The following is a 14874-nucleotide window of genomic DNA, read 5'->3' on the forward strand; positions in this document are numbered from 1 at the left end:
CCCCCACCCCTGCGCCCCCACCCCCTTGCGCTCACCCGGCCCTGCGGCCCCGCCCCGTTGCGTTCACCCAGCGCCTGCGGCCGTACCTTGCGTTCACCCAGCCGTGTGCCCCACCCCCTTGCGTCCGGACCACCGGTCCGTTGTGTTGCGCCGCCGTCCTTGCCTGGCCCGGTGGACCTGACGTGCAGGTCGAGCCGGTGGCACCCGCGCCCTCGCACCCGCCGAGCTTCCGTGGCCCCACTCTTTGCGTTCGCAGTCGCCTCGCGGCCCAGCCCGTCCCTTGCCTCGTGGCCCCGCGCTGTTAGCCGCTCGGCGTGCGGAGCTGTCCTGCGGCCTCTTCCGGGCCCGACCATGTGGCGTAGTGGCGGCCGTCCTCGTTCGGGTCAGTCGGTGAGGATCACGCTGCGCGTGAGGTTGCGGGGGTGGTCCGGGTTGTGGCCCTTGGACTCCGCCACCGCGACCGCCAGGCGCTGGGCGCGGATCAGGTCCGCCATCGGGTCGAGACCGCCGTCCGAGTCGGCGATCAGGGTGCCGCCGATCCGGCCCACCTCGCCGGAGAGGCCCTCGGGGAGTTCGCCGAAGATCCAGGCCACCCGGTTGGGGCCGGTGATGGAGATGGGGCCGTGCCGGTACTCCATCGCCGGGTACGCCTCGGTCCAGGCCCGGGCCGCCTCGCGCATCTTGAGGGCGGCCTCCTGGGCCAGGCCGTACGTCCAGCCGCGACCCAGGAAGGTCCACTGCTCGGCGCCGAGCACCGCGGCCGGCAGGGGCTGGGTGATGGCGAGCTCCGCGTCCGCGGCGGCCTCGGTGACGGGCTTCACGCCGGGGGGCAGGCCGTGACCTTCCAGGCCGGCCCGGAGGAAGGCCAGCGCCGTGGTGGCGAAGCGGGTCTGGACGACCGACTCCTCGTCCGCCCAGTCCAGGACGGTGACGGCGTCGGCGCTGTCCATGACCGGAGTCTTCGGGTCGGCCGTGAGGGCGGTGGTGGGGGTGCGGCCGCGGAGGGCCGACAGCAGGGTCAGGACCTCGGTCGTGGTGCCCGAACGGGTGATCGCCACGACCCGGTCGTAGCGGCGGTCCGCCGGGAATTCGGAGGAGGCGAAGGCGTCCGTCTCGCCCTGGCCCGCCTGTTCGCGCAGCGCCGCGTAGGCCTGCGCCATGAACCACGACGTGCCGCAGCCGGTCACCGCGACCCGTTCCCCCGGGCGTGGCAGGCCCTCCGCCCTCGCCGCGGCCGGCACCGCTCGGCGCCAGCAGGCGGGTTGGGTGGCCGTCTCGGCCGCGGTGCGGGACTCCTCTGCTGCGGGCATGGTCGGTGCTCCTTCGAAGCGGAGTGAACTCGGGTCCGCCTCGTGGATAGCAGTCCTGAGCTGACAGAGGGAAGGGCGCTGCGGAAGCGGAACATCCGGTGGTGTAGACCTTGTGGGGGGCGCGCCGACGGAGATCCGCGCCCCGCGCCGGGCCGGGGGAGCCCCGCGGTACGAAAGATTCAGGAACAAAGGTGGTATCCGCAGTGCAGCGGCGGTATTTGGGCCTCATAGCGACAGGCACCACGATGGCCATGGCCCTCACGCTTTCGGGCTGCGGAGGCGAGAGCGCGGTCGGCGACGATGTGACGATCAAGCTCGTCGCGGCCGACTACGGGGACTCGTCGGCCAACAGCTCCAAGAAGTACTGGGACGAGCTGGCCCGCGAGTTCGAGGCCAAGCACGACGAGGTCGAGGTCGACGTCGAGGTCTACAGCTGGAACGACGTGGACCGCAAGGTCGCCGAGATGGTCAAGCGGGGCGACGCCCCGGACATCGCCCAGATCGGCGCGTACGCGGACTACGCGGCCCAGGGCAAGCTGTACAGCGCGGACCAGCTGCTCTCCATCCCCACCCAGGCCGACTTCCTGCCCGGTCTCTCGAAGGCGGGCGAGCTCCACCGGGTGCAGTACGGGCTGCCGTTCGTCTCCAGCACGCGGGTGCTCTTCTACAACAAGAAGCTGTTCGCCAAGGCCGGTATCACCGCACCGCCGAAGACCTGGAGCCAGCTCCAGCAGGACGCCCAGGCGCTGAAGCGGGCCGGGGTCGAGTCCCCGTACGGGCTGCCGCTGGGCAAGGAGGAGCCGCAGGCCGAGACGCTCAACTGGATGCTGAGCGGTGGCGGTGGCTACACCGACAACATCGGCAACTACACGATCGGTTCGCCCGAGAACATCAGCACGTTCGCGTGGCTGCGCGACGAGATGGTCGGCAAGGGCCTGACCAACGCCGACCCCGGCCGGACCAACCGCCAGGAGGTCTTCAACGGCTTCACCCGCGGCGAGGTCGGCATGCTCAACGGCCACCCCACGCTGATGCAGCAGGCCCGGGCCAAGCACGTGAAGTACGGCATGGCGCCGCTGCCCGGCAAGAACGGCGAGTCCGAGGCGACCACCGGCGTGGCCGACTGGATGATGGCGTTCAAGCAGAAGGGCCACCGCGAGCCGGTCGGCAAGTTCCTCGACTTCGCCTACAGCCAGGACAACGTCCTGAAGTTCGCGGACCGCTACGACCTGCTGCCGGTCACCACCTCGGCGTCCGAGGCGATGCGCGCCGACCGGAAGAACAAGGACCTCTGGGAGTTCCTCGACCAGCTGCCCACCGCCGAGTTCTACCCGGTGAGCAAGCGGTCCTGGGGTCCGGTCGTCAAGCGGCTCAAGGGCTCCATCGGCACCGTCGTCGAGCCGAACGGCAATCCGTCCAGCGTGCTCGGCGCGCTCCAGCGCGACGCCGACACGATGGAGAACGCCTCCGAGTAGCCCCGGTTAGATTGGGGCCATGGAGGAGCAGAGCCTGTCCGACCGGGACCGTGCCGTCCTGGCCATGGAGCGCAGGACCTGGCCGGGCCCGGGTGCCAAGGAGCGCGCGGTGCGGGAGCAGCTGGGGATGTCCCCGACCCGCTACTACCAGCTCCTGAACGCCCTGCTGGACGACCCGCGGGCCCTCGCGCACGACCCGGTGACGGTCAACCGGCTGCGCCGGGTCCGCGAGTCCCGTCGCCGCAATCGCTGACCCGCACAGGGCCCGGCCCCGGTAGGGTCGGGCCCATGGGCAGCATCCCGGATTCCCTGCCGACCCCTGCCACCCCCGCCGGACGCGACGGCCTCGCCGCGCTGCTCGAGCGGCCCGAACGGGCTGTGGTGGCACTCGATTTCGACGGCACGCTGGCGCCGATCGTGCCCGACCCGGACCGGGCCCGCGCCCACCCGGACGCCGTCCCCGCCCTCTCCCACCTGGCACCGCTGCTCCAGTCGGCCGTAGTGATCACCGGCCGCCCGGCCGGGGTCGCCGTACGGCACGGCGGCTTCGCGGGCGTGCCGGGTCTGGAGCACCTGGTGGTGCTCGGCCACTACGGCGCCGAACGCTGGGACGCGGTGACCGGCCAGGTCCACGCCCCCGCCCCGCACCCCGGAGTCGCCGCCGTCCAGGCGGAACTCCCGGGCGTACTCGACCGCAACGGCGGCTGGCCCGGCACCTTCGTGGAGGACAAGGGCCGCGCCATCGCGGTCCACACCCGCCGCGCCGCGGACCCGCAGGGAGCGTTCGAATCCCTGCGCGAGCCCCTGTACGCCCTGGCCGAGCGGCACGGCCTGGTCGTCGAACCGGGCCGTCTGGTCCTGGAACTCCGCCCGCCGGGCATGGACAAGGGCGTGGCCCTGGAGGAGTACCTGCGCCGGTCCGGCGCCGGCGCGGTCCTCTACGCCGGCGACGACCTGGGCGACCTCGCGGCCTTCGGCGCCGTGGAAAAACTCCGCTCCGAGGGCCTCCCCGGCCTCCTGGTCTGCAGCGCCGCCACCTCGGGCGAGGGCGCCGACGAACTGGCCCAACGCGCGGACCTCGTAGTCGACGGCCCCGCGGGCGTGGTCACCCTGATGACCACCCTGGCAAACACCATCCGGAACCGGTGAACAGCCCCCGGTCTTCGCAGGCTCGGTCATTCATCGACAAACATCGACCGTCAACGAAGGTGAAGCCGACGGACCCGCCCACCGTCTGGACGCTCCTTGCCCAGGCACGGATGTCGGTCAGCCGTGGACGAGACGTGAGGGTGACGGGGCCGCCCGCCCACCCTCTGGATGGCGATGCCTCCTGCCCAGGCACGGATGTCGGTCAGCCGCCGACGAGATGTGAGGGTGACGGGGCCGCAGGGGTGGGGGGTTCCGGAAACTTCCGTGTATTTGTGGCCCCCAGGGCCGTAAATATACGTTCCGGAACCCCCCACCCCGGAGGCCCCGGCACCCGCCCGCGCACGTAGCACCCGCGCCCGAACCCCCGCCTGGCAAGGCACCCCGCACCCCGCACCCCCGCCAACGCCAGTGTTCGGCCCCGACCCGCCCCTCACCCCTCCCGCAACGCCGCCAACTGATCCAGGAACCACCGCTCCGGCGGCAACGCCGTAGCCGCGGCAGCCAGCCGCTTCGTCCGCTCCGCCCGCTCCCCCCGCGGCATCGACAGCGCCCGGTGCAGCGCCCGCGCCGTCCCCGTCACGTCGTACGGATTCACCACCGTCGCCGCCTCGCCCAGCTCCTCGTACGCCCCCGCCTCCCGCGACAGCACCAGCGCGCAGCCCTCGTCGGAGACGACCGGCACCTCCTTGGCCACCAGGTTCATGCCGTCGCGGATCGGGTTGACCAGGGCGACGTCGGCCAGCCGGTACGCGGCCAGGGAGCGGGCGAAGTCGTCCTTCACGTGGAGGACGACCGGCTGCCAGCCCTTCGTGCCGAAGCCGGCGTTGATCCCGTCGGCGACCCGCCGCACCTCGGCGGTGTAGTCGCGGTAGACGGCGAGGTCCTGCCGGGAGGGGTAGGCGAAGGCGAGGTGCACGACCCGGCCGTGCCACTCGGGGTGGTCGTCGAGGAGCCGGCGGTACGCGTGCAGTCCGCGGACGATGTTCTTGGACAGCTCGGTGCGGTCGACCCGGACGATCACCTTGCGGGCCTCGCCGTCGCTCCGGCCGATCTGTTCGCGCAGGCCGGCGAGCCGTTCCTCCACGTCGGGGCGGTGCGAGCGCTCCAGCAGGAAGTCCGCGTCGGCGCCGAGCCCGTGCACCCCGAGCCGGGTGGTCCGGCCGTCGTGCACGACCGCCGAGACGTCGGACGGGCCGCCGGGCTCGACGGTGCTGCCGGTCAGGACCTCGGCGCAGCTCACCGAGAACGCGCGGGCCCAGCGGCGGGTCAGGAACGCGGCCCGGTCGGCGCCGAGGATGCCGCGCAGCAGCTGGGCGGCGATGTCGTCGGGGAGCAGCCGGAAGTAGTCCACGGGCGCCCAGGGCGTGTGGGAGAAGTGGCCGATCCGCAGGTCGGGGCGGCGTTCCCGGAGCATGCCGGGGACCAGGCACAGGTGGTAGTCCTGCACGAGGACGGCGGCGCCCTCGGCGGCCGCCGAGGCCAGCGCCTCGGCGAACGCTTCGTTGTAGCGCTCGTAGGCGGCCCACTGGGCGCGGAACTCGGCGTCGAAGGCCGGTTCCAGCGGGGTCTGGTAGAGCATGTGGTGGACGAACCAGAGCACCGAGTTCGCGATGCCGTTGTACGCCGCGGCGAAGGTCTCCGGGTCGATGTCGAGCATCCGTACCCGCCGGCCGCCGGAGTCGGCCGGGTCGAGCTCGCCCGCGGCGCGGTGCACCGCCTCGCGGTCGCCGTCGCCGAGGGCGGCGCAGACCCAGAGCGCGTCGGTTTCGGATCCGATCGCGCTCAGCCCCGAGACCAGCCCGCCGCCGCCGCGCTTGGCGGTCAGGGAGCCGTCCTCGGCGAGGGTGTACGCGACGGGGCCGCGGTTGGACGCGACGAGTACCTCGGCAGCCTGCTCTGCGACCATGTCGCGAGCCTAGCCCGCGAAAGATCCGCTCAAACGTGCGGACAGGGGCGGTTTGTCACCCGGAGGAGCCCACCGGAGGCAGGTACGGAGCGTTGCGGGGGGATGTACGGAGCGCTCATCGACAGCGCCCGTCCGGAGGCGCTCCGGTGCGCCTGTGGAGCGCACGAGGGCCCGCGGGAGCGCGGACCCGGGGAGCCGCGCCGGTCAGGCCACCCGCCCCCGCCCCGCGGCCTCCCGGGCGCGCACCTCCCGGTACTCCGGAACGGTGATCATCGGCGGGCGTTCCTCGGCGGCCACCTCGTGCACGGACGGTGTGAACCCGCCCTCCGCACCCCGGTCGAACTGGGTGAGCACGGGCCGTACGAGGTGGCCGCGGGCCAGCCGGGCCTGGGCCGTGCGGTAGATCGTGGCGGCCATCCGGCCGAGCGCCTGCCCGTCCTGGTGGCGGTGGCGCCGCACGCCGACGTCGACCTGGGCCAGCGCGTCGAGCCCGGCGAGGTCCAGCGCGTCCACCAGCATGCCCAGCTCGATCCCGTACCCGACGGGGAAGGGCAGCTGCTCCAGCAGGGAGCGGCGGGCCGCGTACTCCCCGCCGAGGGGCTGCACGAAGCCGGCGAGCCGCGGCCAGTGCAGGTTGAGCAGGGGGCGGGCGACGAGTTCGGTGACCCGGCCGCCGCGGTCGCCGGTGTCGCCCAGCGGCCGGTCGTACATGGCCTTGACCAGGTGCAGGCCCGGGTCGGTGAGCAGCGGCCCGACGATGCCGGAGACGAAGCGGGCCGAGAAGTCGCGCAGGTCGGCGTCGACGAAGCAGACGATCTCGCCGCGGGTGACCAGCAGCGAGCGCCACAGCACCTCGCCCTTGCCGGGCAGGGCGGGCAGCCGGGGCAGCACCGTGTCGCGGTGGACGACGCGGGCTCCGGCGGCGGCGGCGACCGCGGCGGTACGGTCGGCGGAGCCGGAGTCGATCACGACCAGCTCGTCGACGAGCGGGACCTCCGGGCTCATCAGCTCGCGCCGGACCGTCTCGACGATCGGCCCGATGGTGGCCTCCTCGTCGAGGGCGGGGAGCACCACGCTGACCGTTCCGGACGGGCCTGCCGCCTGCTTCGCGGCGAGGAGCCGGCTCAGCGGCCGGTCGGCGGCCGACCAGGAGCGGTGCTCCAGCCAGCGCTCCACCTCTTCCAGCACGTGTTTCGTCTCCCTGGTGTGTTCGCGGGGCGGCCCGCGGGTGAGCGGGCGATGGCCCGGTGTGATCCGTCTCGCGGTTCGGACGACTATCTCAACTGTGGGGGCCGTCGGTTACAGTCTTGAACAACGCGGAAGTCCACTTCATGTCGGGGTGGCCTGCCGCGGACAAACGCACCGGGCCCCGCCCGGCGCCATACCGCTCATCCAGAGGGGCAGAGGGAACGGCCCGTTGAAGCCCCGGCAACCCTCCGGCCGGTCTCGTCTCATGACGCGAGGCTCCCGGCTCGGGAAGGTGCCAATTCCGTCTCGTGGCGAAGTCCGTCGCGAGGAAGATGAGGAGAAAGGGCCTCGCCTCCATGGCTGTGCAAGCTGCTACCGCCACTTCGTCCGCGGATTCCCCGGACGCCACCTCCGGTTCCGCCCCCGTCGCTCTCGGCCCCGCCGTCGCGCTGTCCTGCCGCGAGTGCGGTGAGCGTTTCGCCCTCGGCCCGATCTTCGCGTGCGAGGTGTGTTTCGGGCCGCTCGAGGTCGCGTACGACCTGCCGAGCGGCGACCCCGAGGGCCTGCGGAAGCGCATCGAGGCCGGTCCGGACAACATCTGGCGCTACGCGCCGCTGCTGCCGGTGCCCGCCGACGTCGCCGACAAGCCGAACCTGAACCCGGGCTTCACCAAGCTGGTCCAGGCCGACAACCTCGCCCGTGAGCTGGGCGTCACCGGCGGTCTGCACGTGAAGGACGACTCGGGCAACCCGACGCACTCCTTCAAGGACCGGGTGGTCGCCATCGCGGTGGAGGCGGCCCGCACCTTCGGCTTCACCACACTGTCCTGCTCCTCCACCGGCAACCTGGCCGGCGCAGTCGGCGCCGCGGCGGCCCGCTCCGGCTTCCGGTCGTGCGTGTTCATCCCGCACGACCTGGAGGCGGGCAAGGTCGTCATGGCCGCGGTCTACGGCGGCGACCTGGTCGGCATCGAGGGCACGTACGACGACGTCAACCGCTTCTGCAGCGAGCTGATCGGCGACCCGATCGGCGAGGGCTGGGGCTTCGTCAACGTCAACCTGCGCCCGTACTACGGCGAGGGCTCGAAGACGCTGGCGTACGAGATCTGCGAGCAGCTCGGCTGGCGGATCCCGGACAACATCGTGATCCCGATCGCCTCCGGCTCCCAGCTCACCAAGATCGACAAGGCGCTGAAGGAGCTCATCGCCATCGGTCTGGTGGAGGACAAGCCGTACAAGATCTTCGGCGCCCAGGCCGAGGGCTGCTCCCCGGTCTCCCGGGCCTTCAAGGACGGCCACGACGTGGTCCGCCCGGTGAAGCCGGACACGATCGCCAAGTCGCTCGCCATCGGCAACCCGGCCGACGGCCCGTACGTGCTCGACATCTGCCGCCGCACCGGCGGCGCCGTGGAGGACGTGAACGACGAGCAGGTCGTCGACGCGATCAAGCTGCTGGCGCGCACCGAGGGCATCTTCGCGGAGACCGCGGGCGGTGTGACGGTGGGCGTGCTGCGGAAGCTGATCGAGGCCGGGCGGATCGACCCGGCCGAGGAGACCGTGGTGCTGAACACCGGTGACGGCCTCAAGACCCTGGACGCCGTGGCTCCGACGACGGGCCCGTCCGCGACCATCCGCCCCACCCTTGACTCGTTCCGAGAGGCAGGCCTCGCATGAGCGTCAACGTTCGAATCCCCACGATCCTGCGTACGTACACCGGCGGCCGGGCCGAGGTGCCCGCCGAGGGCGCGACTCTCGGCGAGGTGCTCGCGGACCTGGAGAAGAACCACCAGGGCATCGGTGCCCGGGTGCTCGACGACACCGGCAAGCTGCGTCGATTCGTGAATGTCTATGTGAATGACGACGACGTGCGTTTCAGCGAGGGCCTGGAGACGGCCACGCCGGACGGCGCGGGTGTTTCGATCATTCCGGCGGTCGCCGGCGGCTGCTGAACCATAAACGCAGGAACCTTGCGTAAATAGGAATGGCCCCTTCCGTAAGAGAAACGGAGGGGGCCATTCTGTGTGGTTGATCGCGGTACAGTTGAGCGATCCCCCACCGGCAGCTCTGCCGAACGCATATGAGAACGCGACAAGATGTGCCCGAAGTGTGCGCGCGATTTGTCGCGTTGACACCCGTTTGTCTGACCCAAGTTGTCCTGACTTCACGGTGATTCAGGGGATAGCTCCCTGCGGCCCCGCTCAGAATTCTCGTCCGTTTGACCTGTTGCAGAGGGCATCTGTGCGGATACATTCAGCCGCGGTCGACGCGTTACGGCGCACACCTCCTACCTGTCGGGAGGTGAGGTCTGACCCGGGTCCGCGGAGTGCGGTCCTGTGCAAGGGCCAGTAATAGGGGAGTTAGGGATGGCTCAGGGCACCGTCAAGTGGTTCAACGCGGAGAAGGGCTACGGCTTCATCGCGGTCGACGGTGGTGCGGACGTCTTCGTGCACTACAGCGCGATTCAGATGGACGGCTACCGCACCCTCGAGGAGGGCCAGCGGGTCGAGTTCGAGATCTCGCAGGGCCAGAAGGGGCCGCAGGCGGACATGGTCCGTGTAGCCGGCTGATACGCGCCGACTGACTGCAGCGCAGGGCCCGCTTCCCCCCGGGGAGCGGGCCCGCTTCTGTTGTGGGGCCGGGTGCGCTTCCTCTGTGGGGTGGGGCGCCCCGTGTGGGATGCGGCGCGCCGGGGGCTGTTGCGGGGCCTGCTTCCGCCCGTCACCCGACCATTGCCCTCCACGAGCCCCTTCGGGGCGCTTGCGCCCACCCGTCGCCCGACCGCCGCCCCTTATGGAAGCCCTGCGGGCGCTTGCGCCCACCCGTCGCCCGGCCGCCACCCCCCATCGAGCCCTCTGGGGCGCTTGCACTCGAGGGGGTCGAGTGCTAATCATTGGCGTTAGCACTCTGACGTTGAGAGTGACAGAAGGACCGGGTCGGTGAGGCCCGCAGGCCGGGTGGGACAAGGAAACCACCAGGTGTGCAGGTCGTCCGTCGCGGGCGCCAGCGCGGTCCGGAGCAATCCGCCCCTTGCACCCTGTGCCAGGGACCCCCGACGTCCGGGAGGACCACTTCACATGGCCAAGATCATCGCGTTCGACGAGGAAGCGCGGCGCGGCCTCGAGCGCGGGATGAACCAGCTCGCCGACGCCGTCAAGGTGACCCTCGGCCCCAAGGGCCGGAACGTCGTCCTCGAGAAGAAGTGGGGCGCCCCCACGATCACCAACGATGGTGTCTCCATCGCCAAGGAGATCGAGCTCGAGGACGCGTACGAGAAGATCGGCGCCGAGCTGGTCAAGGAGGTCGCGAAGAAGACGGACGACGTCGCCGGTGACGGCACGACGACCGCGACCGTCCTCGCCCAGGCGCTGGTCCGCGAGGGCCTCCGCAACGTTGCCGCGGGCGCCAACCCGATGGCCCTCAAGCGCGGCATCGAGAAGGCCGTCGAGGCCGTCTCCGCCCAGCTGCTCGAGCAGGCCAAGGACGTGGAGACCAAGGAGCAGATCGCTTCGACCGCCTCCATCTCCGCCGCCGACACCCAGATCGGCGAGCTCATCGCCGAGGCGATGGACAAGGTCGGCAAGGAAGGCGTCATCACCGTCGAGGAGTCGCAGACCTTCGGGCTCGAGCTCGAGCTCACCGAGGGCATGCGCTTCGACAAGGGCTACATCTCCGCCTACTTCGCCACCGACATGGAGCGTATGGAGGCGTCGCTCGACGACCCGTACATCCTGATCGTCAACTCCAAGATCTCCGCGGTGAAGGACCTCCTTCCGCTGCTGGAGAAGGTCATGCAGTCGGGCAAGCCGCTGCTGATCATCGCGGAGGACGTCGAGGGCGAGGCGCTGTCCACCCTGGTCGTCAACAAGATCCGTGGCACCTTCAAGTCCGTCGCCGTCAAGGCTCCGGGCTTCGGTGACCGCCGCAAGGCCATGCTCGGCGACATCGCCATCCTCACCGGTGGCACCGTCATCTCCGAGGAGGTCGGCCTCAAGCTGGAGAACGCCGGTCTCGACCTGCTGGGCCGCGCCCGCAAGGTCGTCATCACCAAGGACGAGACCACCATCGTCGACGGTGCCGGTGACAGCGAGCAGGTCCAGGGCCGCGTGAACCAGATCCGTGCCGAGATCGAGAACTCGGACTCGGACTACGACCGCGAGAAGCTCCAGGAGCGCCTCGCGAAGCTGGCCGGCGGCGTGGCCGTCATCAAGGCCGGCGCCGCGACCGAGGTCGAGCTCAAGGAGCGCAAGCACCGCATCGAGGACGCGGTGCGCAACGCCAAGGCCGCCGTCGAGGAGGGCATCGTCGCCGGTGGTGGCGTGGCCCTGCTGCAGACCGTCTCCGTGTTCGAGAAGCTCGAGCTCGAGGGCGACGAGGCCACCGGTGCGCAGGCCGTCAAGCTCGCGCTCGAGGCCCCGCTGAAGCAGATCGCGGTCAACGCCGGCCTCGAGGGCGGCGTCGTCGTGGAGAAGGTGCGCAACCTGACCCCGGGTCACGGCCTCAACGCCGCGACCGGCGAGTACGTCGACCTGGTCGCCGAGGGCATCATCGACCCGGCCAAGGTCACGCGCTCCGCGCTGCAGAACGCCGCCTCCATCGCGGCGCTCTTCCTCACCACCGAGGCCGTCATCGCCGACAAGCCGGAGAAGGCCGCCGCGGCCGCTCCGGGCGGCATGCCGGGCGGTGACATGGACTTCTGATCCGTCTCGACGGATCGGCTGTTCACAGCTGTACGGACCGAGGGCGGCACCCATCACGGGTGCCGCCCTCGGGCGTTTCTCGGGCAGTTCTCGGTTTCGGGGAGCCTCGGGGAGCGCGTTCTCCGGGAGCGTCCGGGCTTCACCGGCTCACATGGGCTTCACAGCTCGCCTGGGCTCGGGGCTCACATCGGCTTCGGGGCGATGACCGCGAACGCCGCCGACTGCGGGTCGGCGACGACGGCCATCCGGCCGGCGACCATGTCGAACGGCGCTTTGAGCACTGTGCCTCCGGCGGCGGACAGCTTGGACACCGTCCCGTCCACGTCCTCCACCGAGAAGTAGGCGAGCCAGTGCGAGGGCGTGCCGGACGGCATTTGGTCGCTCAGCGGCTGGAGCCCGCCGACGGTACGTCCCTGGGCGGAGATCGCGTAGTAGCTCTCCGCGCCCTCCATCTGTGTGGTCTCGATGCCGAGGGCGCTGGAGAGGAAGGCGGTGGACGCCTGGACGTCGCTGGTGTTGAGCTCGTTCCAGATCAGTGAGCCCGGCTCGTTGACGATGGCCGCACCGAAGAACTCCTTCGGCTCCCAGACGCCGAAGACGGCTCCCGTCGGGTCGGCCGCGACCAGCATGCGGCCCAGGTCCATCACGTCCATGGCGGGGACCATGACATTGCCGCCGCCGGAGCCGATGGCCCGCTCGGTGGCGTCGGCGTCGGCCGAGGCGATGTAGGTGGTCCACACCGGGGGCGGCGCGGGCTGGTCGCCCATGGCCTGCGCGGACATGATCCCGGCGACCGGATTCCCGCGCAGGGTGCAGACGGCGTACCCGCCGGTCTCGGCCGGGCCGACCTCCCCGGCCCAGCCGAACAACTCGCCGTAGAAGTCCAGCGCGGCCTGCTGGTCGGGGACCACGAGATCGATCCAGCACGGGGTGCCGGGCTGGTACGGGGCGGTGACTTCGGACATCGGTGCCTCCTGGTAGAGACCGGTCGCCCCGGGGCGGCCGGTGGGCAAGCAGCCCCCTCGGCCACCCTCCCTACGCACGGCCCGGGACGCCACTCGGCACGCCGCCGGGGCGTCGGCGCGAACCCGGGCGGGGGTGGCAGACGGTGCGCCGACGTGGTCTTTCGGGTCCCGTCAGTGGGTGTAGTCCTTGAGTTTTTCGGTCTCCAGGGTGATCCCGACCGGTGCCGGGATTTCCACGGTGGCGCCGTACGGATAGGACATCCGACCGCGGTACTTTCCGCCTTCCGGCTCGCTGTGGACGGCGACCGTGCAGGCGTCGCGGTCGATCAGGAGGTGGACGGGGATGTCGGCTGCGGCGTACCCGTCGCGCTTTTCCGACCGGTAGCGGGGGTCGGTTTCGGGGGCATGTGGTGTTACATCGACGGCCATGAGCACCCCCTCGGGTTCGGACCACTCTCCCTGTCCCGCGAAGTGGCCTTCCGGGGCCAGTGAGCCGGCCGGGCGGGCGCGGCCCTTGCGGTGCTGCTCCGTCTTGAGGCCTTGCTCCGGGTAGAGGGCCAGGCCGGGGCGTTGTTGCAGGCACTGCTTGAGCAGCCACATGAGGATGCATCCGTGGGTGCCGTCGCGACCGGGTTTGGTCACCGGTCTGCCGCCCAGGAATTCGAGGGCAGTCGGCTCAGGGGCTGACCGGGCGAGCTGTTCGAAGTCCTCGACGGATAGCTGTGCGCGGTCGGTTCCGGTGTTCTCCGATGTCATGGCGTTCCCTTCCGGGCAGGACGAGGTGCGCTGGTGCCCGGGGCGGAGAGTGCCGTCACCGTCGGGTCCTCTCCGGGGTTCGGGTGGCTGCGCGGAGGCGTTGGACGTGGGTGTGGACTTCGTCGGGGGGCAGGCCGGGCGGGTGGCGTGGGTGGTCCTCGCCGCGGCAGGTGGCGCAGAGGCCGCCGGGGAGGGCGTCCGGGTGGCCGGGGGCGCGGCAGACCGTGCATTCCAGGATGCGGAGGGGGGCGCGGCGAGGGGCCTGGGCGCTCCCCGGCGCGTTGTCGGGCGCGGGGCCGAGCGGCTCGGGGCGCTCGGGTGGGAGCTTGTCGGTGAGGCGGCGGCGGAGGAACGCGCCGGGGCTGTGGACCTGTGGTGGGAGCCCCGCCGTCAACGCGCTGACGAGCCGGGACTCGTCCGGGTCGCGGGTCAGCCACTCGGTGGCCAGGGGTTCGAGGGCCGCGCAGTCGGCGGCCGAGAGGGTCAGGCGCGGATCGGTGCGGCCGAGTGTGGCCAGGGCGTCGTACGCGCGGCTGCGGGGCGGTCGTTGTGGTGCGGGTGCGGGTGCGGGTGCGGGTGCGGGTGCGGGTGCGGGTGCGGGTGCGGGCTGGCGGGTGGGCTGTGGCGGAGGTGCGGGTAACCGCTGGCCGGAGGGCGGCGGTGGTGGTTCGGGTGGCGGCTGTCGGGAGGGTGGCGACGGCGGTGCGGGTTGCGCCTGTCGGGAGGGTGGCGAGGATGGTTCGGGGGACTGCTGACGGGGGCGCGGAGGGGGCGTGTGCGGGGGTGCGTGCGGGGTGGACGGGCACGGTGGCTGCTCTGAGTGGGGCTGTTCCCGGGGGACTTCTCCGGTTCGGAAGGCCGCCCACCAGGTGTCGTCCCTCGGGGTGCGGGAGAAGTAGGTGCGGGTCACCCAGTGCGGGCTGCCGTTCTCGCCGATGACGTGCTCGTTGACGCGGCGCAGGTGTCCGGCCTCCGACAGGCGGCGCAGGACGGTTCGGAGGGCGCATTGGCCGTGGTCGGGCAGGACCTTGGCCAGGGTCTTGACGGAGATGTCCGCGCCTTCGGGGAGCCGGTCGAGGTATGCCGCCACGGATGCCTCGCGCCTGGGCAGGTGTGCGAAGTCGTTCGCACGGGGCGGGCGTTGTTCGGGCGCGTCCCGCTTTCCATAGCCGCGGTTGGCCGTGGGGTGTGCGGGGGTGGGCAGGGGCGCATTAAAGTGCTCGATAGCCATGAGATCGGTCTCTCGATCTTGTGGTCAGACCCCCGTTCGGTGCTGGTAACACCGGCGGGGGTTGTTTCTTGATGCGGGAACGCTAGAGCGTTGCAACCGTTCGTGGCAAACCGGTCACCAGTCGTGATCTCGCCTGGTATGCGCGGTGATTGGGAGGGAGGGTGGGTGGTAATCCACCCTCCCGTTCCACTGGAAGAG

Annotated in this window: 13 protein-coding genes and 1 riboswitch; of the genes, 7 read left to right on the forward strand and 6 right to left on the reverse strand. The window is 71.2% G+C overall.

From position 1 onward, the window contains the following. Positions 1-383: 383 nt before the first annotated feature. Complete coding sequence (locus AC3EQ1_RS08405) at positions 384-1310, reverse strand: SIS domain-containing protein (protein ID WP_432093668.1); 927 nt, start codon at positions 1308-1310, stop codon at positions 384-386. Positions 1311-1561: 251 nt separating this feature from the next. On the opposite strand from AC3EQ1_RS08405, the gene AC3EQ1_RS08410 reads away from it, so the two are divergent. The 3 genes from AC3EQ1_RS08410 to otsB are packed head-to-tail and all read left to right on the forward strand — an operon-like array spanning position 1562 to position 3934. Beyond that, positions 1562-2785: an ABC transporter substrate-binding protein gene (locus AC3EQ1_RS08410; protein WP_432093669.1), complete on the forward strand. Its 1224-nt coding sequence runs from the start codon at positions 1562-1564 to the stop codon at positions 2783-2785. A 19-nt stretch (positions 2786-2804) separates the two neighbouring features. Beyond that, complete coding sequence (locus tag AC3EQ1_RS08415; RefSeq protein WP_351514928.1) at positions 2805-3038, forward strand: DUF3263 domain-containing protein; 234 nt, start codon at positions 2805-2807, stop codon at positions 3036-3038. A gap of 35 nt (positions 3039-3073) precedes the next feature. Continuing rightward, entirely contained in the window at positions 3074-3934 is an 861-nt protein-coding gene (gene otsB, locus AC3EQ1_RS08420; protein WP_432093670.1) for a trehalose-phosphatase, read from the forward strand. Positions 3935-4364: 430 nt separating this feature from the next. On the opposite strand, the gene AC3EQ1_RS08425 is transcribed toward otsB, so the two are convergent. Beyond that, positions 4365-5840, reverse strand: a complete 1476-nt coding sequence (locus tag AC3EQ1_RS08425) for an alpha,alpha-trehalose-phosphate synthase (UDP-forming) (protein ID WP_432093671.1) — start codon at positions 5838-5840, stop codon at positions 4365-4367. Between the two features lie 204 nt (positions 5841-6044). Further along, positions 6045-7028, reverse strand: coding sequence for a glucosyl-3-phosphoglycerate synthase (locus tag AC3EQ1_RS08430; protein ID WP_432093672.1), 984 nt, complete (start codon positions 7026-7028; stop codon positions 6045-6047). 197 nt (positions 7029-7225) lie between these two features. Then, a riboswitch (SAM riboswitch) is annotated at positions 7226-7367 on the forward strand. A gap of 17 nt (positions 7368-7384) precedes the next feature. On the opposite strand from AC3EQ1_RS08430, the gene thrC reads away from it, so the two are divergent. The 4 genes from thrC (at position 7385) to groL (ending at position 11724) form a co-directional block, all read left to right on the forward strand. Then, positions 7385-8701 carry a threonine synthase gene (gene thrC / locus AC3EQ1_RS08435; RefSeq protein WP_432093673.1) on the forward strand — a complete coding sequence of 439 codons (1317 nt, stop codon included), beginning with the start codon at positions 7385-7387 and terminating at the stop codon, positions 8699-8701. Continuing rightward, positions 8698-8976 (forward strand): MoaD/ThiS family protein, encoded by a 279-nt coding sequence (locus AC3EQ1_RS08440; protein WP_351514935.1) that lies wholly within the window; start codon positions 8698-8700, stop codon positions 8974-8976. The genes thrC and AC3EQ1_RS08440 overlap by 4 nt, the downstream gene beginning before the upstream one ends. A 414-nt stretch (positions 8977-9390) precedes the next feature. Next, complete coding sequence (locus AC3EQ1_RS08445; RefSeq protein WP_003986833.1) at positions 9391-9594, forward strand: cold-shock protein; 204 nt, start codon at positions 9391-9393, stop codon at positions 9592-9594. A 507-nt stretch (positions 9595-10101) separates the two neighbouring features. Next, a complete protein-coding gene (gene groL, locus AC3EQ1_RS08450; protein WP_351514937.1) occupies positions 10102-11724 on the forward strand; it encodes a chaperonin GroEL in 1623 nt (540 codons plus the stop codon). A 182-nt stretch (positions 11725-11906) separates the two neighbouring features. On the opposite strand, the gene AC3EQ1_RS08455 is transcribed toward groL, so the two are convergent. The 3 genes from AC3EQ1_RS08455 to AC3EQ1_RS08465 all read right to left on the reverse strand — a co-directional run bounded on the left by AC3EQ1_RS08455 (position 11907) and on the right by AC3EQ1_RS08465 (position 14676). Continuing rightward, on the reverse strand, positions 11907-12689 hold the full coding sequence (locus tag AC3EQ1_RS08455) for a VOC family protein (RefSeq protein WP_432093674.1): 783 nt from the start codon (positions 12687-12689) through the stop codon (positions 11907-11909). A 171-nt stretch (positions 12690-12860) separates the two neighbouring features. Further along, positions 12861-13445, reverse strand: a complete 585-nt coding sequence (locus AC3EQ1_RS08460) for a Uma2 family endonuclease (protein WP_432093675.1) — start codon at positions 13443-13445, stop codon at positions 12861-12863. A 55-nt stretch (positions 13446-13500) separates the two neighbouring features. Next, positions 13501-14676 (reverse strand): MarR family transcriptional regulator, encoded by a 1176-nt coding sequence (locus AC3EQ1_RS08465; protein WP_432093676.1) that lies wholly within the window; start codon positions 14674-14676, stop codon positions 13501-13503. Positions 14677-14874 lie beyond the last annotated feature (198 nt).

This window comes from Streptomyces sp. bgisy100, from assembly GCF_057709105.1.

What these genes read in the sequence shown, in the direction of transcription:
- AC3EQ1_RS08410 (WP_432093669.1), top strand. Translation starts at nt 1,562, where the DNA reads ATGGCCCTCACGCTTTCGGGCTGCGGAGGCGAGAGCGCGGTCGGCGAC.
- thrC (WP_432093673.1), top strand. Translation starts at nt 7,385, where the DNA reads ATGGCTGTGCAAGCTGCTACCGCCACTTCGTCCGCGGATTCCCCGGAC.
- AC3EQ1_RS08440 (WP_351514935.1), top strand. Translation starts at nt 8,698, where the DNA reads ATGAGCGTCAACGTTCGAATCCCCACGATCCTGCGTACGTACACCGGC.
- otsB (WP_432093670.1), top strand. Translation starts at nt 3,074, where the DNA reads ATGGGCAGCATCCCGGATTCCCTGCCGACCCCTGCCACCCCCGCCGGA.
- AC3EQ1_RS08445 (WP_003986833.1), top strand. Translation starts at nt 9,391, where the DNA reads ATGGCTCAGGGCACCGTCAAGTGGTTCAACGCGGAGAAGGGCTACGGC.
- AC3EQ1_RS08405 (WP_432093668.1), bottom strand. Translation starts at nt 1,310, where the DNA reads ATGCCCGCAGCAGAGGAGTCCCGCACCGCGGCCGAGACGGCCACCCAA.
- AC3EQ1_RS08415 (WP_351514928.1), top strand. Translation starts at nt 2,805, where the DNA reads ATGGAGGAGCAGAGCCTGTCCGACCGGGACCGTGCCGTCCTGGCCATG.
- AC3EQ1_RS08460 (WP_432093675.1), bottom strand. Translation starts at nt 13,445, where the DNA reads ATGACATCGGAGAACACCGGAACCGACCGCGCACAGCTATCCGTCGAG.
- groL (WP_351514937.1), top strand. Translation starts at nt 10,102, where the DNA reads ATGGCCAAGATCATCGCGTTCGACGAGGAAGCGCGGCGCGGCCTCGAG.
- AC3EQ1_RS08425 (WP_432093671.1), bottom strand. Translation starts at nt 5,840, where the DNA reads ATGGTCGCAGAGCAGGCTGCCGAGGTACTCGTCGCGTCCAACCGCGGC.
- AC3EQ1_RS08455 (WP_432093674.1), bottom strand. Translation starts at nt 12,689, where the DNA reads ATGTCCGAAGTCACCGCCCCGTACCAGCCCGGCACCCCGTGCTGGATC.
- AC3EQ1_RS08465 (WP_432093676.1), bottom strand. Translation starts at nt 14,676, where the DNA reads ATGGCTATCGAGCACTTTAATGCGCCCCTGCCCACCCCCGCACACCCC.